The organism is Streptomyces sp. NPDC056734 (genome assembly GCF_042790455.1).
In the GTDB taxonomy this organism is placed as follows: Bacteria; Actinomycetota; Actinomycetes; order Streptomycetales; family Streptomycetaceae; genus Streptomyces.
In genome coordinates this window covers 212409-235069 of record NZ_JBHTZD010000012.1, presented here as the reverse complement: position 1 = coordinate 235069, position 22661 = coordinate 212409, and the positions used below count along the sequence as shown (strand labels likewise).

Annotated in this window: 17 protein-coding genes; 11 read left to right on the top strand and 6 right to left on the bottom strand. The window is 70.2% G+C overall.

Annotation, left to right across the window (positions count from 1 at the left end; all coding sequences use genetic code 11):
• The 3 genes from ACFRFC_RS20215 to ACFRFC_RS20205 all read right to left on the bottom strand — a co-directional run bounded on the left by ACFRFC_RS20215 (position 1) and on the right by ACFRFC_RS20205 (position 6573).
• The gene (locus ACFRFC_RS20215; protein WP_382692202.1) at positions 1-993 is read right to left on the bottom strand and encodes a hypothetical protein; all 993 of its coding nucleotides are present in this window, start codon (positions 991-993) and stop codon (positions 1-3) included.
• A 78-nt stretch (positions 994-1071) separates the two neighbouring features.
• Positions 1072-5886, bottom strand: coding sequence for a DUF6531 domain-containing protein (locus tag ACFRFC_RS20210; RefSeq protein ID WP_382692203.1), 4815 nt, complete (start codon positions 5884-5886; stop codon positions 1072-1074).
• A 195-nt stretch (positions 5887-6081) separates the two neighbouring features.
• On the bottom strand, positions 6082-6573 hold the full coding sequence (locus ACFRFC_RS20205) for an ATP-binding protein (RefSeq protein WP_382692204.1): 492 nt from the start codon (positions 6571-6573) through the stop codon (positions 6082-6084).
• A gap of 149 nt (positions 6574-6722) precedes the next feature.
• Here ACFRFC_RS20205 and ACFRFC_RS20200 point away from each other — a divergent pair, with 149 nt between their 5' ends.
• From ACFRFC_RS20200 to ACFRFC_RS20185, 4 genes are all read left to right on the top strand, one after another.
• Entirely contained in the window at positions 6723-7580 is an 858-nt protein-coding gene (locus ACFRFC_RS20200; protein ID WP_382692205.1) for a helix-turn-helix domain-containing protein, read from the top strand.
• Positions 7577-7762 carry a DUF397 domain-containing protein gene (locus ACFRFC_RS20195; protein ID WP_382692206.1) on the top strand — a complete coding sequence of 62 codons (186 nt, stop codon included), beginning with the start codon at positions 7577-7579 and terminating at the stop codon, positions 7760-7762. The genes ACFRFC_RS20200 and ACFRFC_RS20195 overlap by 4 nt, the downstream gene beginning before the upstream one ends.
• A gap of 221 nt (positions 7763-7983) precedes the next feature.
• Positions 7984-9123 (top strand): PQQ-dependent sugar dehydrogenase, encoded by a 1140-nt coding sequence (locus tag ACFRFC_RS20190; RefSeq protein ID WP_382692207.1) that lies wholly within the window; start codon positions 7984-7986, stop codon positions 9121-9123.
• Positions 9124-9126: 3 nt separating this feature from the next.
• The gene (locus tag ACFRFC_RS20185) at positions 9127-9831 is read left to right on the top strand and encodes an HAD family hydrolase (RefSeq protein ID WP_382692208.1); all 705 of its coding nucleotides are present in this window, start codon (positions 9127-9129) and stop codon (positions 9829-9831) included.
• A gap of 88 nt (positions 9832-9919) precedes the next feature.
• On the opposite strand, the gene ACFRFC_RS20180 is transcribed toward ACFRFC_RS20185, so the two are convergent.
• Positions 9920-10915 carry a ScbA/BarX family gamma-butyrolactone biosynthesis protein gene (locus ACFRFC_RS20180; RefSeq protein ID WP_382692209.1) on the bottom strand — a complete coding sequence of 332 codons (996 nt, stop codon included), beginning with the start codon at positions 10913-10915 and terminating at the stop codon, positions 9920-9922.
• Positions 10916-11084: 169 nt separating this feature from the next.
• Here ACFRFC_RS20180 and ACFRFC_RS20175 point away from each other — a divergent pair, with 169 nt between their 5' ends.
• The gene (locus ACFRFC_RS20175) at positions 11085-11783 is read left to right on the top strand and encodes a ScbR family autoregulator-binding transcription factor (RefSeq protein WP_382692210.1); all 699 of its coding nucleotides are present in this window, start codon (positions 11085-11087) and stop codon (positions 11781-11783) included.
• Positions 11784-12025: 242 nt separating this feature from the next.
• Here the strand turns inward: ACFRFC_RS20175 and ACFRFC_RS20170 are convergent, their stop codons facing one another.
• A complete protein-coding gene (locus ACFRFC_RS20170) occupies positions 12026-12865 on the bottom strand; it encodes a ScbR family autoregulator-binding transcription factor (RefSeq protein WP_382692211.1) in 840 nt (279 codons plus the stop codon).
• A gap of 259 nt (positions 12866-13124) precedes the next feature.
• On the opposite strand from ACFRFC_RS20170, the gene ACFRFC_RS20165 reads away from it, so the two are divergent.
• The gene (locus tag ACFRFC_RS20165) at positions 13125-14339 is read left to right on the top strand and encodes an IS701 family transposase (protein ID WP_382692212.1); all 1215 of its coding nucleotides are present in this window, start codon (positions 13125-13127) and stop codon (positions 14337-14339) included.
• A 26-nt stretch (positions 14340-14365) separates the two neighbouring features.
• On the opposite strand, the gene ACFRFC_RS20160 is transcribed toward ACFRFC_RS20165, so the two are convergent.
• Complete coding sequence (locus tag ACFRFC_RS20160; protein WP_382692213.1) at positions 14366-15391, bottom strand: shikimate dehydrogenase family protein; 1026 nt, start codon at positions 15389-15391, stop codon at positions 14366-14368.
• A gap of 391 nt (positions 15392-15782) precedes the next feature.
• Between ACFRFC_RS20160 and wrbA the strand changes: the two genes are divergently transcribed.
• The 5 genes from wrbA to ACFRFC_RS20135 all read left to right on the top strand — a co-directional run bounded on the left by wrbA (position 15783) and on the right by ACFRFC_RS20135 (position 22456).
• Complete coding sequence (wrbA, locus tag ACFRFC_RS20155; RefSeq protein WP_382692214.1) at positions 15783-16397, top strand: NAD(P)H:quinone oxidoreductase; 615 nt, start codon at positions 15783-15785, stop codon at positions 16395-16397.
• A 112-nt stretch (positions 16398-16509) separates the two neighbouring features.
• Positions 16510-18000, top strand: coding sequence for an ABC transporter substrate-binding protein (locus tag ACFRFC_RS20150; RefSeq protein WP_382692215.1), 1491 nt, complete (start codon positions 16510-16512; stop codon positions 17998-18000).
• Positions 18001-18239: 239 nt separating this feature from the next.
• Positions 18240-19058 (top strand): dimethylarginine dimethylaminohydrolase family protein, encoded by an 819-nt coding sequence (locus ACFRFC_RS20145; protein WP_382692216.1) that lies wholly within the window; start codon positions 18240-18242, stop codon positions 19056-19058.
• A 166-nt stretch (positions 19059-19224) separates the two neighbouring features.
• On the top strand, positions 19225-21000 hold the full coding sequence (locus ACFRFC_RS20140) for a FixH family protein (RefSeq protein ID WP_382692217.1): 1776 nt from the start codon (positions 19225-19227) through the stop codon (positions 20998-21000).
• 181 nt (positions 21001-21181) lie between these two features.
• Positions 21182-22456 carry an MFS transporter gene (locus tag ACFRFC_RS20135; RefSeq protein WP_382692218.1) on the top strand — a complete coding sequence of 425 codons (1275 nt, stop codon included), beginning with the start codon at positions 21182-21184 and terminating at the stop codon, positions 22454-22456.
• Positions 22457-22661: the final 205 nt, after the last annotated feature.

Genomic DNA, 22661 nt, shown 5'->3' with positions numbered 1-22661 from the left:
TCACTGGGTGATGAGCGTGGGCGGGTGGCTCGGGTCGTGGGGGCACACGGCGATGGTCAGGCGGCCGCGGCCGGGTGAGACGCCGGTGGGGGTGTTGGCGCCCACGATGTGGGCGTCCGCCTGGTCCTCGTAGGGGATCCAGCTCGTGGTGCTGGGGTCCCATTCCGTGTGGCTCACGGTGAGGAGGGGGGTGGCTTCGGTGCCGCAGTTGGTGCAGGGCGAGGGGCTCGGTCCGGTGAGGGGCCAGGTGGGGTATCCGCCGACCTTCCAGCCGGGAGCGGTGGACAGCTCGGAGATGTAGTGGTCGCCCTCGGTGTCGGGGCCCTCCCATGCGGCGATGCGGTCCCGTAGATCGGCGTCGAGGGTCATCAGGTAGGGGTGCTCGACCACCTGTTCGGGATGCAGCACACACGGGGACGGCACGAGTTCTTCCCGGCCGACCACCTCGGGGGCCGGTTGTTCGGTCAGCCACGGGCCGGTGCTGTCCGAGTGCCTCCACCGCAGTTCCACGTGGGGTTCGTGGCGGCTCTCGCCGTGCCGTTCGAAGCCGCACCAGAACACCTGGAGCAGATCGCCCTCTCCCGTGTCCGGTAGACCGGGGACGTCGTGGCGGTACAACTGGGCCACGGCAAGGAGTGGAATGGGGTCCGTGTCCGCCAGGTGCGGGGCATGCCGGCCCCGCTTGAACCCCGCGAGGATGCTGGACTCCTCGGCGGTGGGTCCGTTTTCCGGGTCCCGCCGCCAGGCGCGTTCGAGGATCTCTCGTTCCCTCAGTACGTCGGTGAGCCGATAGCCGCTGCCGCGCTTGTGGGGGATCGTGCAGAGCGGCCAGGGTTCGTCAGCGGGCCAGAGCAGGGGGCCCCCGGCGGAGCTGTCCCGGGCTGTGGGTGCGCCGCGGCGAGGGTGCAGCCGGGTCGCGGTGCGGCGCTCTGCGGTCAGCTCGGGGAAGGCGGCTTCCACATCGATCGGGCGCGGTGGGGTGGTGCGCGGCATGGGCCAGGGCTCCTGGGGCTCGGCTTGTGGTTCGGGCGCCGGTGCGACGCCGGAGGCCGGTGGGGCACTCTACCCAGTTCAGGGTTTCCATCCCGGTACGGCGGTGCGCACACCGGCCGCCGGGTTGTCGAGCCAGCCGGTCAGCTCGAAACCCCGGTTGCCGTGGGCGGCGTATTCGAGTCGGATCGGGATGGGGTTGGTGCCTTCGTAGATCGGGGTGATGTCGTACTGGACGACCTCGCCCCGGGAGACGGCCTTGTAGATCTGACCTTCGATCAGGTCCCGCTGATAGGGGGAGTTGGTCGGGTCCTGGGTCTGGGTGACCAGGTTGTGCTTGGCGTTGTGGTGGGTGCCCGCGCCGCCGAGGCGGTCCGCGAGGAGGTGGCCGCGGGCCTCGTTGAACGCTGTTCCCTGTCCGCGCCAGCCCGGCGGGGTGATCTTCCCCGCTTCGGTTCCCTGGTTCAGCATGCCGGGGCGGACGGACGCGGAGACACCGGTCGGCCGGCCGAGGTGATCGAGGCCCTTGTAGCGGACGCTGCCGCCGTGGGCGTAGTGGTCCTTGCGGCAGGGCGCGAGGCCGAGCGGGTCGTAGAGGTCGAGCGGGTTGTCGACGTAGGCGACCGGGTTGGGTGCCGGGAGCAGGCCCAGCGGGTCGGGGCTGATGTAGCGCGCGGTCTCCGGGTCGTAGTGCCGGAAGTAGTTGTAGTGCAGTCCGGTCTCGGGGTCGGCGTACTGGCCGGGGTGGCGCAGGGGTGTGTGCGCGGTGGCGTCGGGGTTGACGGCCGTGGTGCCCCAGACCGTGGTGCGCGTGTGCCAGGCGACCGTGCCGTCCTCGGCGACGAGTTCGGTCGGGGTGCCGACGACGTCCGAGACGATGGCGAAGAACCGGGAGTCGACCTCTTCGTCGGACAGTGGTTTGCGCTCGTACTGGACGAGGGGCCGGTGGCCGTCGTGTTCCCAGGTGAGCGTGATACCCGTGGCGTTCGTGGTCTGCTCCGCGAGGCGGGTGCCGTCCCAGGTGAAGCGGATGGTGTCGACGATCTGGCCTGACTCGTCGAGGCGGTACTTCGCGGTGCGGCGGCCGAGCGGGTCGTACCGGTAGTGCCAGGTCGCTCCGTCCGGGGTGGTGCAGGAGGTGAGGCGGTTCTCGGCGTCCCAGGCGTACCGCCAGATGTCGGGCTTGCGTGACAGCCGCTTCTTCACCCGCTCGACGAGGCGGCCGGCCCCGTCGTAGCGGTAGCGGGTGTCGCCGGCGTGGGTGACGCGGGTGCCGTCGTAGTGGCGCTCGCCGCGGGCCGATGGGTCCGCGGAGCGGTCCGGCCAGTGGGCGGTGAGCTGATTGCCCGAGGCGTCGTAGGTGTACGCCTCGGGTCCGGCGGGGCCCGTGGCCCGCAGGGGGCGGCCGGTCCGGTCGAGGAGGTAGGACGTGCCGCGGCCGGTGACCTCCTCCTGAACCGCGATCAGGTGGTCGTCGGCGCGGTAGGTGTAGCCACGGGCGCGTATGCGGCGGCCCGGGCGTGTCGTGAGCATCTGCCGGGTGAGGCGGCCCGCCGGGTCCCAGGACGAGGTGAGATCGAGGTGCTTGCCGATGGCGCGATCGGTCTCGCGGCCGAGGAGGTCGTGGCTGAAGGACAGCGTGTGCCGGTCGTCCAGGGCGAGACCCGTACGGTTGCCTGCCTCGTCCCAGGTGAGGGAGGTGCGGACGCCGGTGGGGGTGGTGCGGCTGACCCGACGGCCCGCCGGGTCGTACCCGAGGGTGAGGGCGGCGCCGTCGACGGTCTGTGTCAGCAGGCGCCCCGCGATGTCGTAGGAGAACTCCAGACGGCAGCCGGGACGTGTCGCGGCCGTCAGACGGGACGCCGGGTCGTAGGAGAACGAGGTGCGTATCTCTCCCGCGGTCTTGGCGGCGAGGCGTCCGTTGATGTCGAAGGCGTAGTCGACGCTCTCGCCGGCCGCATGGGTGCGGCGGGCCAGTTGACCCGCCGGGTCGTAGGCGCAGGTGGTGGTGCGGTCGTCGAAGTCCGTCTCGGAGGAGATCCGCCCCACTGGGTCGAACCGGTAGTCCCAGGTCAGACCGGCGGGGTTGACGACCTGGACGAGGCGTTGCTCGGTGTCGTGACGGAAGGTGTGGGTGCGGTTGTCCGGGGTGGTGCGGGTGGCGATCAGGTCGAACGGTCCGTAAATGCTGGTCGTGCTCCCGCCCAAGGGGTCGGTGTGGGTGAGGCAGTTGCCCTCGCCGTCCCACTCCCAGGTCTCCCGGCTGCCGTCGGGTGCTGTCCGCGACACGAGGCGGCCCTCGGTGTCCCAGGTGAAACCGCTGGTCCCGCCGAGCGCGTCGGTCAGTTCGACGGGCCGTCCGAGGGCGTCTCTGCGGCACGATGTGCGGGCGCCACGGGCGTCCTTCACCGCCAGAGGAAGACCGGCCGCGTCGTTCTCCAGGTGCAGCACCTGGCCGAGTGGGTCGGTCTGGCTCTCCAGGGCGCCGGTGGAGTGGTAGGTGAAGCGGATGGTGGCCTGGTCCGGGCCGATGACCGCGGTGCGATTGCCGCGCTCGTCGTACTCCTGGTGGCTCTCGGCTCCGTCCGGGCCGGTCAGGAGGGTCGGCAAGTGGCCGGTGTCGTAGGTGACGCGGGTGACGGATCCGTCGGGCGCGGTCACCGCTGTCAGGTTGCCGTCGGCGTCCCATTCCCAGCGAGTGGTGCGGCCCAGGGGGTCGGTGTGGGCGACCAGGTGGTCGTGACGGTCCCACCGCTGGGTGGTGGTGTGGCCGAGCGGATCGGTGATCGCGATGATCTGGCCGTGACGATTGGACCGGTGGACCGTCACGTGGCCGAGGGAGTCCGTGTAGGTGACGGTGCTCGTGCCGTCGCCCCGGGGGCCGCCGTACGACACCGTCGAGTCGAGGATCCCGTCGGTGCCACGGGTGGCGACCACCCGCCCGGCATTGTCGTACGTGTAGCTGAACTCGGAGTCGTTGGAGTCCTGCCAACCGGTCAGGCGATGGGCGTCGTCGTAGGAGAAGCGCGTTGTGGCGTCGACGGCGTTGTGTACCTGGGTCAGATTCCCGCTGTCGTCGTAGCCGAAGGTGCGCAGGCGTGTGGGTGTCTCGGTGCCGAGTGCCGACAGGCCGATGACCCGACGGTGTTCGGTGTCGGAGTGGACCTGGATGCGGTAGCCACCGCTGTGGCTGACGGTGAGCGGTACGTCGTGCTCGTCGCGTTCGATGGTGACGCTGTTCCCGTTGCGGTCCTCAAGGCTGACCAGCCACCAGACTTCGTCGCGTGCGGTGCCGGGCTCGAAGTGCCGGGTGAGGCCGGTGCGCGGATCCCGCACGGTCAGTAGGTAACCGGCATTGCGGGTGATGTAGGTGAGGGGCAGCCGGGCTCCCTCCGCCGGGCTCACCCGGTCTCCCGGCACGTCGGGCACCCGGGGGTAGGCGAGCGCGGAACCGTCCTCGCGATACCACCACAGTCCCCCGAGCGCCTCGTCGCGCTCCAGCCGCTCGTCGAGCGTGCATGCCCAGGACGGGCCGAAGGAGGAGCCGGCCGCGTAGCCCGACAGATGGGTGCGGCGCAGCGACAGCGGGAGCACGCCCGGAAGTTCCACATCCGTCTGGGCGAGGATCATCTGGCCGGTGGCCATGTCGATCGGGTCGCCGCATGTTTCCTTGCTCTCCAGTTCGCGCGCTCGCTGGGAGAGGGTGGCTGAATCGATCTTCATGGCGGGATCGGGGTTGTGGCCGGGATCGGGGTTGCGGCCGGGATCGGGGTTGCGGCCGGAAGCGGGAGCGGGTCCCTGGCCCGAAGCGCCGCTGCCACCGCCGTTGCCGCCGCCACGGCCACCGTCACCGTCCTTGCCCGCCCCGGAGTCGATCCGTTTGATCCGGTCGTGGACACCGACGTCGATGTTCTTCTGGTCGGTGGACGTCTTCTTGATGCCGGTCGACAGGCCGCCGCCCAGATGGCCCCCGAGATCGTCGGTGGCCTTGTTGAGTGTCTTGAGCGCCCGGTCGGCGATCGGGCCGATGATCTGAGCGATGCTGTCGCGGCCCCGGGTGCGGCTGTGATGGTCGCCGGCCTTGGACAACTTGCCCTTCGTACGGCCCTTGACGCTGTCGCTGACGGTGACGAGCTTGCCGGAGGCCCGTCCGTGTTCGTCGTGATCGATGTTCAACGAGTCGATCAGCCCGCCGAGCGAGCCAGGCCCGGTGCCCGTTCCGGCCGATGCCAGCTGGAGGCTTTCCTTGCCTGCGGCCACCCCGTCCTCCAGGCCGTCCTGGCCGGCCTGGACCGCTTGGCCGGTGTCGATGCCGTTCTGTAGGCCGAGGGCGTTGGCGCCGAGCTGTACCGCCAGATCGGCCGCGACGTTCTCGATCGCCTGCACGGCCGGCTCGGTCAGAGCCGTCATGACATAGCCGACGGCCTCCTCGCCGGCCTCCTTGATGAGCCTCTTCACCAGAGTCCGGGTCGCCGCCACGGTGCCCGCAGAGATCAGCGTCGAGAGGCCGAAGGTGAACGGGGCAGCCGCCAGCGAGATACCCGCCTGCGCGATCATCGCCGAAAGGTGGGCGATGCAGGCGTACTTCATCCCCTCGATCACACCCGCGGCCTTGTCCAGCGCATCCGCGACGAGGCGAGCCGCTCCGGCTATGTCGTCCTGCTTGGAGCGGACCTTGCTCCAGTGCTTGTCCAGTGCGGTGAGCGCCTCGCCGCTGCCCGATGACAGCAGACGCTGGACAGGACTGTGCGCCGAGTGGCTGTCCTCGTCCATGTCATCCGCGAACTCCCGCAACGACGTGGCCATATCGCGGTACGCGTCCTCGTCCACGTTCGGCCAGGCGATCCCCACGATGTCCAGCGCCGTGTCCAGCCAGTCCGGCAGTACGACCGCCACTCCCCGCCCCCTCGGGTCCACGCCGGCGCCACATCGTACGGGAACGGGCGTTTGCTTGTCGGATGACTTCACGATAGTCGGGGGGTGCGCACCAGCAAAGGGATGAGCCGGGGAGTCGATGGCCTGCTCCCGGCCGATGAGGGTGTGCAGTACCGGCCTTAGCTGGAGGAGCAGTTCGTGCGTCCGCCGAAGTTGTCAGCCGCCGGAAAAATGGCCGATCTGTACCCTTGCCTTTGGCAACCGCAACTCCGCCCACACGGTCTTGCCGGGCCCACGGTCCCGGGGCACGACCCCCCACCGCGACGCCAGCCGCGCCACGATGAGCAGCCCCCACCCCGACTCCTGATCCCCCGGCGGCTCGTGCGGCGCGAGCAGGGGTACGCGTTCGAGGCGGGTGTCGGTGACCCCCACGCGCAGGACGCGCGTCTCGCCGCCGTCCGTCTCTGTCAGCCGCACCTGGAAGTCCCGCCCCGGAACATGCCCATGCCGTACGGCATTTCCGGCCAGCTCCGAAGTGATCAGCGTCAGCGTCTCGTTCACGTCGCCGTCGGACGGGTGGCCCCAGGTGTCCAGCCGCCGCGAGACGAGGGTACGGGCGAGGCGGGCGCCGCGGGTGGAGGACGTGAAGCGCATGGAGAACTCGTGCACCGGCGCGACCCCCGTTGCGGGGGAAGTTTCCTGATTCATGTGGTCCACGCTGACGTGCGGGTTTTACCGTGACGAGATACGAAACGCACACGGGCGGTAGCTGTACGTGGCGGCTCGTCAGGTGTATGCGGGACGGAGCGTGACGGTCGGCGCGGGGCCGCGTTGGCCGGACAGGAGGCGGTGCGGGTATGAGCGAACAGACGGGACCGGTCGAGGAGGAGCCCTCCGGCACGGAGGAGGAGCGCGAGCCGGGGTCCGGCATCCTCCGCGCCTTCGGGCGCCAGTTGAAGCGGTTCCGGTTACGCGCGGGGCTGGAACGGCCCGAGTTCGGCGCGCTGATGGGCTACTCGGCGTCCACGATCGCCGCGTACGAGCAGGGGCGCCGGGTTCCGCCTCCGAGGTTCATCGACCAGGCGGACGAGGCGCTGGACGCGGGTGAGGTGCTCAAGGAGTTGAAGGAGGAGGTGGCTCGGGCGCAGTATCCGGTGTTCTTCCAGGATGCGGCGGACTTGGAACGGGACGCGGTTGAGCTGTATGTGTACGCCGTCTATGCGGTTCCGGGGCTGTTGCAGACCGAGGAGTACGCCAGGGCCGTGTTCGCCATCCGTCGTCCCTTGCTTGACGAAGATGGGATCGAACGAGGGCTGAGCGGGAGGCTCGCCAGGCAGGAGATCTACAGGCGCAAGGCCGCGCCGCTGATGAGCTTCGTCCTGGAAGAGGCGGTGCTTCAGAGGCCCATTGGGGGCAAGGAAGTACTGCGCGGACAGTTGGAGCAAGTCCTGCTCATCGGCCAGCGGCGCAACGTCGAGATCCAAGTCATGCCTGTCAGCCGCGAGGATCACGGTGCGCTGGGTGGCCCATTCACCTTGATCGATACACCTGAAGGGCGGAGGATCGCCTATGCAGAGGTGCAAGGCGACAGCCGCCTCTACTCGGGGCATGCGAAGGTCCGGGAACTTGAGGCCCGTTACGGGATTCTCCGAGCCCAGGCCCTCACGCCGACCGAGTCACTGGCCTACGTAGAGAAGTTGCTGGGAGAGACATGAGCATTGAGCCCGAACTGGCCTGGTTCAAGAGCAGTTACAGCACGGGTGACGGAGGCGAATGCATCGAGGTCGCCGTCCGGCCTCACGTCGTCCGCGTACGTGATTCCAAGGACATATCCCAACCCGGACTCGCCGTCGACAGCGCGGCCTGGGCCGCGTTCGTCGGCTTCGCCGTCAGGTAGTGCCTGAGTCTGCCCCCGGCGACACGGGCCAGGGGCAGGCGTCCAGCTTCCGGCGTAGCTGGTCTATACCAAACCACCCTGCCCCAGTATCCTCACCCGTGCCAGCCAGTAGCACCGCGCCACCCCACCCACCCAGGTTGCGTGCCGCGCGGGCGGTATCACCCCGCGACCAGTTCCACAGCCGCGCGACCTGCCGATGCACCGCCTCCAGGAGGATCACGGTGAGAGTTCGCACCAGAAGTTCGGCGATCATCGGCACCATCTGTCTCGTCGCCTCCCTCGCCCTGACCACGGCGTCGGCCGACGAGGCCGCCGCCCCGCCGTCGGCGGCGAAGGTCGCGCTCACGAACGTGGCCACGGCCCAGAATCCGACGGCCGGTGCCGCCGGTCCCGGCGGGAAGGTCTGGATCGCCGAACGCGCGGGCACCGTAAGGGTTCTGGGCGACAAGGGGCTCAGCCGACCCGTTCTCGACATCTCCGCCGACACCACCACCGACGGCGAACGCGGGCTGCTGGGCATCGCGTTCGACAAGAGGTTCGCGTACTTCTACATCTCCTACACGGACCTCGAAGGCACCAGCACCGTCGACGAGTTCGCCGTACGCAACGGCAAGATCCAGCCGAACACCCGGCGTACGGTCATCACCCAGACGCAGCCCTACGCCAACCACAACGGCGGCGACATCAAGATCGGCCCCGACGGCTACCTCTACATCGCGCTCGGCGACGGAGGCTCGGGCGGCGACCCGCACGGCTACGGGCAGAGTCTCGACACGCTGCTCGGCAAGATGCTGCGGATCGACCCCCGGGGCGGCACCCCGTACGCGATCCCGGCGGACAACCCGTTCGTGGACGACCCGAACGCGCGCGACGAGATCTGGGCCTACGGGCTGCGCAACCCGTGGCGGTTCTCCTTCGACGCGGTCAAGGGCGACCTGTGGATCGGTGACGTCGGCCAGAACGACTGGGAGGAGATCGACTGGGCCCGGGCCGACAGCGAGGGCGGGGAGAACTACGGCTGGGGTCAGATGGAGGGCACCCACCCCTTCCGCGGCGGCACCGAACCCGCCAACCACGTGCCGCCCGCCTACGAGTACGACCGCACCAACTGGGGCTGCTCGGTGACCGGCGGCTACGTCTACCGGGGCAAGGCGATCCCGGCCCTCAAGGGTCAGTACGTGTACTCCGACTACTGCGACGGCACCGTCCGCTCCTTGCAGCTGAAGAACGGCGAGGTGACCGGCATGACCGACCTCGGAGTCAACGGCGGCGAGGTCATCTCCTTCGCCCAGGGCGGCAATGGCGAACTGTATGTGCTCGCCATCGGCGGGAGCGTCTTCCGTCTCGACCCGGCGGTGTAGCGCATGACGGGGGGAAGATCACTGCGGCATCTGCGGGCCGCCGCCGTGAACATCGACGGTGTCATGCTCAACGACACCTTCAGCCCGGTGATCCATCACTTCGTCGTCAGCCGGGGCGGCGTCTACACCGCGGAGCTGGAGCGGCTGATCTTCTCGCAGCGGCAGGACGACGCCGCGCGGGTGATCGGTGCGGCGGTGGGGGTCGGCTGGTCGCCGGAGAAGGTCCGGGAGGTGTACTTCCAGGAGCGGGCCGGCTATCTGGAGCGTCATCCGGTGCGGGTTCTCGACGGCGCGGTCGGCATGGTGGAAACGCTGCGCTCGGTGGGGCTGCGGACGGTCTGCTACGGCGGGCTCGACCGGTCCCACTTTGACAGTGCCCTCGGCGAGCACGCCCAACTCTTCGACGAACCCGGGTATGTGTGCACCGACGCCTGTCGTCCCGGGCTCCGCGAGATCATCACGGAGACCTTTGGGCTCCGGCCAGATCAGGTGCTCGTCATCGATGACGTGGCGCGGGTCGCCGAGGCCGCCCATGGGCTCGGGGCGCCCTTCATCGGCAATCCCAGTTCCTTCGAGCACGGCTTCCAGCGGGAGGCGATGCGTGCGGTGGGCGTACGGCATCTGGTGCGGTCGCCGGGTGAGGTGGGGGAGGAGTTGCTGCGGGTCCTGGACGCGGAGGCCGCGGCCGGTAGTTGTTGGCGCGGCTGATGTGACGAACGGGGTTCCGCGTGCTGCGGAGCCCCGTTCGTCGTCCTGTGCCAGGTGCGGGCGGCAGATCCCCGCCGTGGTGTCGTGTCTACGCGGTCGGCATCGCGAGGGTGATGGTGCTGGTGAACGCCGTGCGGCCGTCCTGCGTCGCTCTCACTGACACGATCTTCACCGCCGGGTCCGGCGACTCGTGCTCCTCCGCCTCGATCTCGCACGGGGTGTCCAGCTCCACGTACCGCTCGAAGGTGTTCTCGCTCGCCATCGGCGTGCTGCCGGGGGCGAGGAGGCGGGTGACCTGGCGGGCGGCCTCCAGCAGGACCATGCCGGGGACGTGGTCGTTGGGGTGCTCGAACAGGATGGGGTGACGGCGGTCGGCCCGGAGCAGCCAGCGGCGCGGGGCGTCGCCGGGGGAGAGGACGACGTCCGGGGCGTACCGGCGGTCGACCAGTGCCGGTTCGATGGGTTCGGCCAGCGGCGGTCCGGCGTCCGGTCCAGGTGTCAGCCGTGCGCCACGGATCCGGCGGTAGACCTCCTGCCGCAGGATGGTCGCCTTCGCCACGCCCGAGCCCACCGGCTTGCCGTCGCGCACGATATCGACCGCGACATCCAGCCCGGCCAGCTGACCGCCCTTGCGGCGGAGCTTCGAGCAGGTGACGGACAGCGACAGCTCGGCCGGTGTGCCCAGGACCCTCAACTGCTCGGGGTCGCACGTGTACTGAAGGCTGTTCAGAATGAAGTGGGTGTTCAGCGGCACGCCGTACTCGGCGTGCGACACCAGTGTGCCGACCTGGCGGATGGTCTCCGCGACCAGCGTCGAGTCGTAGTGCTGCCCGCACGGGGACGTGAAGTAGCTGTGCGTACGCGGCCACTGCGCGGAGGCGATGAAGCGCGACTCGTCCACGCGCAGCCATCTCGTCAGCAGTACCTCGGCCACGGCGGCGCGATGGACGTACTCCTTGGGCACCGTGGTGGTGAACGGCGAGTGCTGGCGCTGTGCCGGGATGAAGACGTTCGAGATGTTCCAGGTGTGCGTAGGAAGCTGGGCTTCCGGTGCCACCTCGATCGAGAGCAACGATTCAGACATTTCCCCCCCAGTAATGGAAATTCGAACCCTTGGTCGGCTGACAGCTACAATACAGGTTAGTCGGTTTTTTTCTATGGGGTGGCGTCAGCGACTTGATAAGTTGTCGTACCGACCGCGCTGACCACCACTTCGGTCGCGGCGGCCTGACTACAGCAACTGGGAGAACGGCATGGCACAGCAGGCGCGGGCAGTGGAGACGAGGCGGCTCATCCTGCAAGGCGCGGCGATGGTCTTCGACGAGATGGGCTACGACGCCGCGTCGATCAAGGAGATCCTGTCCCGGGTGTCGGTGACCAAGGGCGCCCTGTACTTCCACTTTCCGTCCAAGGAGGATCTGGCGCGCGGGGTCCTGGAGGAGCAGACGCTCCATCTGCATGTGCCGCCGCAGACCTCCAAGCTCCAGGAGGTGGTGGACCTCGCGATGACCGTCGCCCACACCCTGCCGAACGACGCGATGCTGCGCGCCGGGAGCCGGCTGGCGCTGGAGCGCGGGTCCATCGACTTCGCGTCGCGCAGCCCTTTCCTGGCCTGGGCCAAGGTGTGCGAGCAGTTGCTGGAGCAGGCCAAGGGTGACGGCGAGGTGCTGCCGCACGTCGACTCGCGCGAGACGGCCGAACTGATCGTCGGCTCCTTCACCGGCATCCAGGCCTTCTCGCAGGTCAGCTCCGGTCTGCTGGATCTGGAGCAGCGGGTGTCGGCGATGTGGAAGCACATCCTGCCGTCCATCGCCGTCCCGGCCGCCCTGGCCCGGCTGGACACCAGCCCGGATCGGGGGGCACGGCTTGAGGCGGCGAGCTTGGCGGCCGGGGAGTCGGGTGCGGAGGGTGAGGGGGCGAGCGCGGGGGCCCCGGGGGCGGGCACCGGCTGACGCCGTTTCGGTGGTGGGGCCTTGGTGGTCGGGCCCCGGCTGATGCCCCTGTGGCCCCAGCGGGCAACCTTGAGTTGTGGCGATCGTCGCGACACCCCAGCTCAAGTGCTGAGCACCGGCTGACGCTCGCGGCCCTCAACGGGTCGGGCCCTGGCTGATGATTGGGGCGTTCAACGGGTCGGCGCCGGCCGACGATCGGGGCCCTGGCGGTCATGCGGCGGCGGACGTTCAGGGCCCTCGCGTCACCTCCGGCGGCCGGGCGAGCCCGCTGGTTCCCCCGGGCCACCCCGCCCCGCCGGTTCCCCCGGACCTCCCCGCCCCCGCCCCGCAACCGGCACCCGTCGCGGGACCGGGAGCAGCGGCCCGGCAGCGGGCGTGGCGGGCGCAGCGGGCGTGGCGGGCGCGGCGGGCGGGACGGCCGGGACGGGCAACGGGTCCGGTGGGTGGAAGCGGCCGGGCGGGGCGGTGTCTCCGGAAGGGCGGAAGCGGCCCAGTTGCTCGGCGGGCACCAGCGCGGGCAGCAGGGCGTCCCACGCGCCGGCCAGCACCGGCGCGGCCAGCCAGCCCGGGTCCTGGCGGGAGAGCATCTCGACGCCGGCCGTGGTCGCCGTGACCATACGGGCGGCCTGTTCCAGATCGCGGCCGGGCAGCAACTCCCCCCTGCGGTCGGACCGGGCGAGCAGGAGCGCCACGGCCCTGCTCCAGCTCGGGTACGGACTGGGGTACCGGTCCTCGCCGGGCCAGCGGTCGTCGCAGAGCCGCAGGCCCGCCCGGAACACGACGTCGTGGCATATCCGGTGGGCCAGACCGTGGGTCATGTTGATCAGCGCTTGCAGCGTCGGGCCGCCGGGCTCCCTGGCCGCCCGGACGATGCCCCGCCAGTCCGAGCCCGACTGCGCCGCGACCGCCTCGGCCAGCTTCTCCTTCGAGCTGAAGTGGAAGTACAGGGCCCCCTTGGAGACCTTGGCCGTCTCCACGATGTCGCTCAGGCTCGTCGACGCGAAGCCCGTCTCGTCGAAGCGCACGGCCGCCGCCCGGACGACCAGCTCACGCGTGCGTTCGGCTCGTTCTTGACGCGGCATGGCTTCTCCCTCGTTACGGCGATCCCGCGGTGGTCCCCCAGTGGTCCCCGAGTGGTCCCCGAGTGGTCCCCCAGTGATCCTGCGGTGATCATCACGGCGGTCTGACAAGTACCACCCTAACAAACCAACCGTGCGGTATATTACTCCGCTGTCGGGCCGCTCGGTGTGGGGTTCGTGAAGGACATGGTGAGGTAGAAAACCAACCGTCCGGTATTGTATGGTCGGTCTCATCGACGGTCAGGAACAAGTAGGGGGAGCCATGGAAACCGTGGAGAGGGTGGTGCAGACAGGGGGCGACGTCACGGACGACTTCGTCACCGAGTTCTGCCGGCGGATGCTCGCCTCGCTCAAACGACGCGATCAGCGGACCAGGGGTGAGTGGTACGTCTCCGGGTTACTGTCGGTTCCCGGACGCAAGTCCATCCGTGCCCTGGCCGCAGTGGCCGACCACGGCGCCGCCGAACAGAGCCTGCACCACTTCATCAGTAACTCCTCCTGGGCCTGGGGGCCCGTACGGCAGACGCTCGCCCGCCATCTGGACCGGGTGCTGCTGCCGCAGGCATGGGTGATCGACCTGATGGCCATCCCCAAGGCCGGGGTGCACTCCGTCGGCGTCGAGGAGTCCTTCCGCTTCGACCTCGGCCGCGTCGTCAACAGCCAGCAGGCGTACGGCGTCTCCCTGGCCAGCGAGCAGCTGAGCGTGCCCGTCAACTGGGACCTCAACCTGCCCTCCGAGTGGCTGGACGACCAGGAGCGGCGGCGCCGGGCCCGGATCCCGGACGACGCCGCGGCCATGCGGGTCGAGGCGGGCGTCGTGCACACGGTCGCCGAACTCGCCGACCCCGCCTGGGGGCTGCGCCGCCGACCGGCCGTCCTGGACGCCCGCACCCTGGACGCGCGCGCCCTCGTGGAGCAGTTCACGCGCCGGGGCATACCGTTCGTCATGCGTGTCGACGGGGCGACCCGCGTCGTCGGCTTCGACCCCGGTCAGCCCGGTTCGCGAGGGCGGCTCTTCCAGGCCGAACAGCTGGCCGAGCGGGGGAAGAAGCTGTCCAAGCCGGTCAGCTGGGTCGACCCGGAGTACTCGGTCACGCGATCGGTCCTGGTGAGCGGGGCCAGGGTGACCCTGCCGGGGGTCCGCAGGCCGGGGGCGACGCCGCTGTCCGACCGGCCGCTGACGCTCGTAGGCGGCTGGCCGATGCAGAAGGGCCGGTCGCCCGAGCTGTGGCTGTCCAATCTGCTGGACGTGCCTCCGGCCGCGCTGCTGCGGCTGGGACGGCTGACCCGGCGGGTGAGCAAGGACTTCACGGGGGTCAGCACACGGGTCGGCATGCGTGACTTCGAGGGGCGCTCGTACGCGGGCTGGCACCGCCATGTGACGCTCTGCTCGGTGGCGCACGCGATCCTGGTCCTGGCCTCGGACCGCCCGCAGCGCCTCGGCGCCTTGCAGGCCGCCGGTTCCTCGGCCCCTTAGCGGAGCCTTCCGTCGCGGAGCCTTCCTTAACGAAGCCTCCCGTAGCGGAGTCTTCCGCCGGTGACGGCGGGGTCGGCCTCCAGGGCCGCCCGCCGCATCAGTTCGGCCCGGGCCGCGCCACGCATCGCCGACATCGCCGAGACTGCCGACACCGCCGAGACTCCCGACCTCGCCGCCGGCAGGGCGCCGCTCCCGCCGGTACGGCCGATCAGCTCGCCCGGATCGGCCGGAACCGTCGGATCCGCCGCGCCCGTCAGCAGCTCGATCTGCCGTACCGCGCGGTGCACCCGCAGGGACAGGCCGTCGACCACGGTTCGGCCGGCGAAGCCCGCCGCCTTGGTGAGCCGGGTCGGCCAGGCCGAGCACGCCGTGTCGAGGACGGCGGCCCCGCAGTGCGCGACGGTCGGGGCGAGGGGGTCGGCGGCGTGGGCGGGCAGGGTGGAGACGACCACGGCGACGCCCTGGAGCGAGCGGTCCAACGCGTCGAAGTGACGCAGGTCCACCGCGACGCCCAGCCGCCCGGCCGCCGCCTCGACCTCGGTCGCCTGACGGCGCTCCCGGACCACCACGACCGGCTCCCTGACGCCGACCTCCCGCAGCGCGGCCAGCGCGGAACAGGCCGCGCTCCCGCCGCCCAGCACGACGGCCGATCCCGGCGCCCGGAGTCCGGCTTCGTGAAGGGCGGTGGTGATGCCGTGCGGGCCGGTGTGGTCACCGAAGCTCCGGCCGTGCCGGAAGACCACCGTGTCGGCCCCGCCCACATCCAGAGCCAGGTCGGACACCTCGTCGACCAGCGGCAGCACAGCCCGTTTCAGTGGCTCGGCCAGGCAGAGGCCGGCCCACTCGTCGCCGAGCGAGTCGAACAGCGCGGGCAGGGCGGGTTCGTCGCACTCGATCGCCTCGTAGCTCCAGTCCCGTCCCATGGCCGCGTGCGCGGCACGGTGCAGCGTGAGTGACAGGGACCGGCCGACCGGCGATCCGAGGACCGCAGCACGGTTGCCGCGCCCGGCCCAGGGCGGCGTGCGGCCCACGGGTGTCTGATCTGCGTACATGGGTTGGCAACGCTCCATCTTCGTCGGAGGTTCGGCGGAGGTCCGTCGGAGGTTCGTGGGGAGGGGGGCGGACACTCGGACACTCGGTGGCGGGTGGCGGGTGGCGGGTGGAATACGGACCGCGGATATCGGAACAGCCTAGAAAGCGGATCCTCCGGACAGGGCGCCGAGTTGACATAGACCCGTGACGGATCGGGCGGCAGGTCCCATTCCGCCCGTCTGATTCCGCCAGCCCGATTCCGCCCGTCCGCCCGTCCGGACCGTGAATCGCCTCCGTCGCTCTCCCGTCCGCAAGGTGATGAAATCGCGGCGGGCTGTTTGCCGCCGTCCCGGCCGTGGCGCCAGAGTCGAGTTCCGAGAGGGCCGCCCATCGCGAATTGGAGTTGTGATCGTGACCAACGTCGCCGTCATCTACTACTCGTCCACCGGACATGTGCACAAGCTCGCCGCCGCGGCCGCCGTCGCGGCCGAGAAGGCCGGTGCCGAGGTACGTCTGCGCAAGGTCTCCGAGACCGCCTCCGAGGCCACGATCGCGACGAGTCAGGAATGGACCGCGCATGTCGCCACCACCGGCGGCATCACCGAGGCGACGCCCGCGGACCTGGACTGGGCCGATGTCCTGCTGTTCGGCACACCCACCCGCTTCGGTCTGCCGGCCGCGCAGCTCAAGCAGTTCATCGACAGCACGGGCGACCTCTGGAGCCAGGGCAAGCTGGTGAACAAGGTGGTCTCCTCGTTCACCTCGACCTCCACCGCCCACGGCGGCCAGGAGAGCACGCTGCTGGCGCTCAACAACACCTTCTACCACTGGGGCGCGATCATCGTCGCCCCCGGCTACGCGGACCCGGTCCAGTTCGCGAGGGGCAACGGAAACCCGTACGGCACCAGCCATGTCGCCTACGACACCACCCCGCCCGGCGCGGAGAAGCTGGGGGCGATCGAGTTCCAGGCCCGCCGCGCGGTCGAGATCGCCACGGCGCTCAAGGCCGGTTTTCAGGCCGCCTGATCCCATCAGAGCCGGCCCATCTGCTCGATCAGAGCCGGCCCATCTGCTCGATCAGAGCCGGCCAGATCTGCTCGATCCGATCCGATCCGATGACCCGAGGGGACGCACACCCATGAACATCATCAGCTGGAACGGCACGGAACCGGAGAATCCGCTGGTGCCGGGCGACGCGACCGAACGCGACAGCGTGAAAATCGTGAACGCCCTCTTCACCGGCCTGGTCGAATACCACCCGGACACGGCCGAACCCCGTACCGCGGTGGCCCGGTCCATAGAATCGTCCGACTCCCGTGTCTACCGGATCAGCCTGAATCCGGGCTGGACGTTCCACGACGGAACCCCGGTCACCGCCGCGAGTTTCGTCGACGCCTGGAACTACACCGCGTACGGCCCGAACAGACTCCAGGGCGCCGATTACCTCTCCCACATCCAGGGTTATGAAGCGACCCAGAGCGGATCCACGGACGAGTTGTCGGGTCTGAAAGTGGTCGACGACAGCACCTTCGAGGTGACCTTGTCGGCGCCGTTCTCCGCCTTCGTGACCCGGCTCGGCTATGCCGCGTTCTTCCCGCTGCCGCGCGCCTTCTTCGCCGACCGCAAGGCATTCGAAGCGCATCCCATCGGCAACGGGCCGTTCGGCTTCGCGTCGCACACCCCCGGCGAGAACATCGTCCTGACCCGGTACGACGCCTACGCCGGAGCGCGCAAGCCGCGCGTGGACGGGGTGGAATTCCGGTTCTACCGGATGCTTGAGGACGCCTACGCGGACGTCGTGGCGAACAAGCTCGACTATCTCGACTTCGTCCCGGCGGACGCGCTCGACGGCGGCCGGTACAAGCGGGAACTGGCCGGGCGCTGTGTCTCCAAGCCGTACATGGGAGTGCAGTCGATCTCCTTCCCGCTGTACGATCCGCGCTTTCGTGATCCGCGTCTGCGGCAGGCGATCTCGATGGCCATCGACCGGCAGTTCGTGATCGACAAGGCATTCGACGGCGACAAGATGCTGCCCGACGGATTCGTGCCGCCGATCGTGCCCGGATACGCCGCCGATCCCGGCGCCGACCTGTGCACCTATCAACCGGAAAAGGCGAAGGCGCTGTTCGACGCCTCCGGCTTCCAGGGCCCGATCGAGCTGACCTCCAACGACGACTCGGCCAATGAGGTGTGGATCGACGCGGCCTGCACCACCATCACCGCCGCCCTGGGCGTCGAGGCCAGATATCTGCCGGTCCCCACCTTCGGCGAATTCCGCAAGCTGATCAACGAACAGAAGGTCAGCGCTCCCTTCCGTTCCGGCTGGGTCGCGGACTACCCGTCGATCGAGAACTTCCTCAACCCGATCTTCCGTACGGACGCGGCCGTCAATGGCTCCGGATACTCCCATCCGGAAGTGGACGCATTGCTGGCCGAGGCGGACGCGGCGCCCACGGAACAGGAGGGCTGGGCGCTCTACCGGCAGGCGCAGAGCCTGATCCTCCAGGACATGCCCGCGATTCCGCTGTGGTACCAGAAAGTCGAATCGGGCTGGTCCACCCGGACGAAGAATGTCAGCGTCACCCCGCTGCTCCAGCTGGATCTGTTCGATGTGACCCTGGAGGACTGAACAGGGCGGGCGTGCGGTGCGGTAGGCCGCAGAGGATCAAACGGGTCTGCGGCTTCATGACCGATCATGAAGCCGCAGACCCGATGTCGTGAGGTCCGGCCGCACTCTCCGGGTCCTCGCGGATCGGCACACGAGTCCCGTACTTGATTGTTTCTGCCGGTCAAGGCTCGCGAACAACTCGCCGCTCGGGTGGACTCAGGTCGAGGCCATCCCGTTCCGCGAACCAGAGAGAGGGCACCGTGAACAGCGAACTGCTTGTCTCCGACGCGAGCCACTTCCGGGTCGACTACGAGATCAACCCCTACATGGACACCGCGATCCAGCCCGACATCCAGGCGGCGCTCGCCGAGCACCAGACGATCGTGGCCGCGCACCTCGCGGCCGGCCGCAAGGTCGAGTACCTGCCGTCCGCACCGGAGTGCCCCGACATGGTGTTCACCGCCAACGCGGCCGTGATCCGCGGCGAACGGGCCATCCTCGGCTCACCGCCGCCCGAACGCCGCGCCGAGGTGCCGTACTTCAAGGGATGGCTGGCCGACCGGCGGTTCGAGGTCATCGAGGCGCCCTACGCCTTCAGCGGCCAGGGCGACGCCCTCGCCTGCGGCGACCTGCTGCTCGCGGCGTACGGCCGGCGCACCGACGAGCGGATGCTCAAGGTGCTCGCCCGCGAACTCGACTACGAGGTGGTGCCGCTGCGCACGGTGAGCCCCCGCTGGTACGACCTGGACCTGGCCGTCGGTGTCATCGCCCCGGACACCCTCGCGTACTGCCCGCGGGCCCTCGACGCCCGCAGCCTGCGCACCCTGCGCGGACTCGGGACCGACCTGATCGAGGTGTCCGCCGAGGAGGCGGCGCGGTTCGCGCTGAACCTCGTCAGCGACGGAACCACCGTCACCATGACCCGGGGTGCGCCGCGACTCGCCGCCGCGCTGCGCGACCGCGGCCTGGAGGTGGCCGAACTCGACACGACCGAACTGGCCAAGGGCGGTGGCGGGATCCGCTGCACCGCTCTGACGCTGGACAACCCGCCGGCCAATCCCGTGAAACAGTGGCCATAGGTTCAGGGACCGCGGCAGCCGGGCCCGGCCGCGAGCGGCCGTCCACGCGCCCGGCCCGTCGCCGCTCACGGCCGGGGAGCCGTACGGGCATCCGGCCGGGGAGCCGTACGGGCATCCGGCCGAGGATCCGCACGGGGATCGCCAACCCACGGGGGAGCAGGCAGGTATGACCACGGGATCATCCGTGCGGGCGCACCGCATCGTCGGCGCGCTGATCGCCGTCCTCGCGGCCGTGCTGGCCGTGCTCGGCTCGGCGGGCACCGCGTCCGCGCACGGTTCGCTCGTCGCCACCGACCCGGCGCAGGACTCGGTGCTGCCGAGGCAGCCCACCGCCGTCACGCTCACCTTCGACGACGGGGTGACCCTGCCCTCCGCCTCGCTCCGCGTCCTCGATCCCGGGGGCGAGCGGGTCGACACGGGCGCCCCGGCGCACGCCGCCGACCGGGCCGACACCGTACGGGTCACCCTGCGCGACGGCCTCGCCGACGGCACCTACACGGTGGCCTGGCAGGTGATCTCCGCGGACTCGCACCCCGTCGGCGGCGCCTTCACCTTCTCCGTCGGGGCGCCCTCGGCCGTCTCCGCCGCCTCCGCCGAGGCCCTCCAGGGCGCCGGGACGGACGGGGTGATCTCCTTCCTGTACGGCACCACGCGCGCCGTCGCCTATGCCGCGTTCGCGTTGCTGACGGGGGCGGTGGCGTTCGTCCTGATCTGCTGGCCCGCCGGGGTGTCCGTCCGGCGGGTGCAGCGGCTGCTGGTGACCGGCTGGATCGCCCTGCTGGGCTCGACCGTGGTGCAGATGATGCTGCGCGGGCCGTACGAACAGGGCAACGGCATCCTTCCGTCGCAGGATCCGGCGTCGGCGCAGGCCCATGTCCCCGTGGACGAACGGATCTATCTCGCGCTGGCGCTCAGGCTGGTGCTGCTCGTCGCGAGCGGCGTGTTCCTGGTGCTGCTGGTGGGGCAGTTGGGGCAGTCCGGTGCCGAGGCGCCCCGGCGGTCCCGGGTGCGGCTCTGCTCGGCCGCACTGGCGCTGGCGGTCGGGCTGTCGGCGACCTGGGCCATGACGAACCACTCCTCCGAGGGCGCCCAGGTCTGGCTGGCCGTGCCGGTGACCGTGCTGCATCTGCTGGCCATGGCGGTCTGGCTGGGCGGTCTGGTGACGTTGGTGGCCGGCCTCCGTCAGGGTGTCGGGCACGCGGCGGTGGAACGCTTCTCCGTCGTCGCCCTCGTCTCGGTGACGGTCCTCGTCCTGACCGGGCTGTACCGCTCCTGGCGTGAAGTGGGCTCCTGGGACGCCCTGTTCGATACCGGGTACGGGCAGCTGCTGCTCGTCAAGATCGGGTGCGTGCTCCTCATGCTCGCCGCGGCGTGGGTCTCCCGGTCACGCCTTGCCCGGCTGCGGGGTGGGGCGGAGGGACCGGAAGGCGGGTCCGCGCGAGCGCGACTGCGGCGTTCCGTCCTGGCTGAGTCGGTGGTGGCCGTGGTGGTGGTCGGGGTGACGACGCTGCTCACCTCCACACCGCCCCCGCGTACGGCGTCCGAGGACGTGTCGGCCGCCGCCCCGGGCCCGGCCGCGAGCGTGGCGCCGGGCGGGACCCTCACGTCGGCGATCCCGTTCGACACCGGTGGCGGGACCTCGAACGCCCAGGGCACGGCGACGGCGACCCTCACCCCGGCGACGGCGGGCGGCTACACCGTCCGGCTGGAGCTGCGCGAGGCGGACGGGACACCGGCGGACGTACCGGAGGTCCATCTGGCCTTCACCCTGCCCGCCCGTGACCTCGGCCCGCTGGAAGTGCCCCTGCGGCCCGACGGCACCGGGGTGTGGACGGGCCCGGCCCGGCTGGCGCTGGCGGGGGAGTGGACGGTGTCGGTGACCGTGCGCTCGTCCGACACCGATCAGACGACGTCGACGGGGCGGGTCACGATCGGCGGGTGAGCGGGGTGGACGGGTCGATTTCCGGGTGCGTCTACGGCCCTGAGGCCGGGCGCACTGACGTGTCGATCCACCCCCCCCACCTCACTCCCCGATCACCCCAACAGCCCCACTCCCGCACGGACTTGACAAGGTGTCCCCGCTCCGCTTTCCGGGGTGGTGAGGTGTCGAACACGCTGGGCGCATGATTCGTCAGAAGCAAGTCTGGCCATGGATGATCGCGGCCATCGGATTTGTCGCGCTGGTCGCGGCGGCCGGGTTCCGGGCGACCCCCGGTGCTCTGGTGGAGCCGCTGCAGCGGGAGTTCGGATGGTCCACCGGGGTCATCGGCTTCGCCATGTCCGTCAACCTCGCCCTCTACGGCATCACCGCGCCGTTCGCCTCCGCGCTGATGGAACGATTCGGCGTGCGCAAGGTGACCGCGGGCGCCATGTCGCTGATCGGCCTCGGCAGCGGACTCGCCATCTTCATGAACGCGTCCTGGCAGCTCGTGATGCTCTGGGGCGTGCTGGTCGGCCTCGGCGCCGGCTCGATCTCGCTGGGCTTCGTCGCCACGATCGGCACCCGCTGGTTCGTCAAGCGCCAGGGGCTGGTCACCGGCCTGCTCACCGCGGGCGGGGCGACCGGCTCGCTGGTGTTCCTGCCGCTCGTCGCCACGCTCTCCGAGGCGCCGGGCGGCTGGCGCACCGCCGCGATCGTGGTGTCCCTGGTGGCCTTCGCCACCGTGCCGTTCGTCCTGCTGTTCTTCCGGGAGCACCCGGCCGACGTCGGGATCCCCCCGTACGGCGCGGACGAGATCGTCACCCCGCCGCCCGCCACCCGCAGCGCGACCCGGCTCGCCATAGACGGGCTGAAGACCGCCGTGCACAGCAGAGCGTTCTGGCTGCTCGCCGTCGCGTTCGCGATCTGCGGCGCCACCAGCAACGGGCTGGTCAACACCCACTTCATCCCCGCCGCCCACGACCACGGCATGACCTCGGTCACCGCCGCCGGGCTGCTCGCCATGATCGGCATCTTCGACCTCATCGGTACGGTCCTGTCCGGCTGGCTCAGCGACCGCTACGACCCGCGCGTCCTGCTGCTCGGCTACTACCTGCTGCGCGGCGTCTCGCTGCTGATCCTGCCCCAGCTGTTCGATGACAAGATCACCGGCGCCATGATCGTGTTCGTCATCCTGTTCGGCCTGGACTTCATCGCCACCGTGCCGCCGACGGTCGCCCTGTGCCGGGAGTACTTCGGGATGTCCGCCCCGATCGTCTTCGGCTGGGTCTTCGCCGCGCACCAGCTCGGCGCCGCCTTCGCCGCCACCGCGGCCGGTCTCACCCGCGACGGTTTCGGCACCTACGCGCCCGCTTGGTACGTCGCCGGCGCCCTCAGCATCGGCGCGGGGTTCCTGTCCCTGCGCACGCGCCGTCCGGGGATCGAGAAGACCCTGATCGAAGAGCCCGCGCGCGTCTGACCGTTCACGTGTTCCAGCGCACCGCAGCGCACTCGCCCCGTTCCCCCGTCCCCGTTGTGTCTCCCCTTCCGCCATGGAGATGGCGCCTCCCCGAGCCCCACCGGAGGCGCCACCCTGGGCGCCTGGGGCCCTGAGGCCCCGATGCCGGTCACCGGCCCGGACCCGGCGGCGGCAAGGTGACGGAGTCCCCGCGATCCCGTTCATC

Bases quoted from the DNA above. Each gene is read 5' to 3' on its own strand.
- ACFRFC_RS20180 (WP_382692209.1), bottom strand. From the start codon at position 10,915: ATGTCTGAATCGTTGCTCTCGATCGAGGTGGCACCGGAAGCCCAGCTT.
- ACFRFC_RS20170 (WP_382692211.1), bottom strand. From the start codon at position 12,865: ATGCCGCGTCAAGAACGAGCCGAACGCACGCGTGAGCTGGTCGTCCGG.
- ACFRFC_RS20165 (WP_382692212.1), top strand. From the start codon at position 13,125: ATGGAAACCGTGGAGAGGGTGGTGCAGACAGGGGGCGACGTCACGGAC.
- ACFRFC_RS20160 (WP_382692213.1), bottom strand. From the start codon at position 15,391: ATGTACGCAGATCAGACACCCGTGGGCCGCACGCCGCCCTGGGCCGGG.
- ACFRFC_RS20200 (WP_382692205.1), top strand. From the start codon at position 6,723: ATGAGCGAACAGACGGGACCGGTCGAGGAGGAGCCCTCCGGCACGGAG.
- ACFRFC_RS20135 (WP_382692218.1), top strand. From the start codon at position 21,182: ATGATTCGTCAGAAGCAAGTCTGGCCATGGATGATCGCGGCCATCGGA.
- ACFRFC_RS20140 (WP_382692217.1), top strand. From the start codon at position 19,225: ATGACCACGGGATCATCCGTGCGGGCGCACCGCATCGTCGGCGCGCTG.
- ACFRFC_RS20150 (WP_382692215.1), top strand. From the start codon at position 16,510: ATGAACATCATCAGCTGGAACGGCACGGAACCGGAGAATCCGCTGGTG.
- ACFRFC_RS20185 (WP_382692208.1), top strand. From the start codon at position 9,127: ATGACGGGGGGAAGATCACTGCGGCATCTGCGGGCCGCCGCCGTGAAC.
- ACFRFC_RS20215 (WP_382692202.1), bottom strand. From the start codon at position 993: ATGCCGCGCACCACCCCACCGCGCCCGATCGATGTGGAAGCCGCCTTC.
- ACFRFC_RS20175 (WP_382692210.1), top strand. From the start codon at position 11,085: ATGGCACAGCAGGCGCGGGCAGTGGAGACGAGGCGGCTCATCCTGCAA.
- ACFRFC_RS20205 (WP_382692204.1), bottom strand. From the start codon at position 6,573: ATGAATCAGGAAACTTCCCCCGCAACGGGGGTCGCGCCGGTGCACGAG.
- ACFRFC_RS20195 (WP_382692206.1), top strand. From the start codon at position 7,577: ATGAGCATTGAGCCCGAACTGGCCTGGTTCAAGAGCAGTTACAGCACG.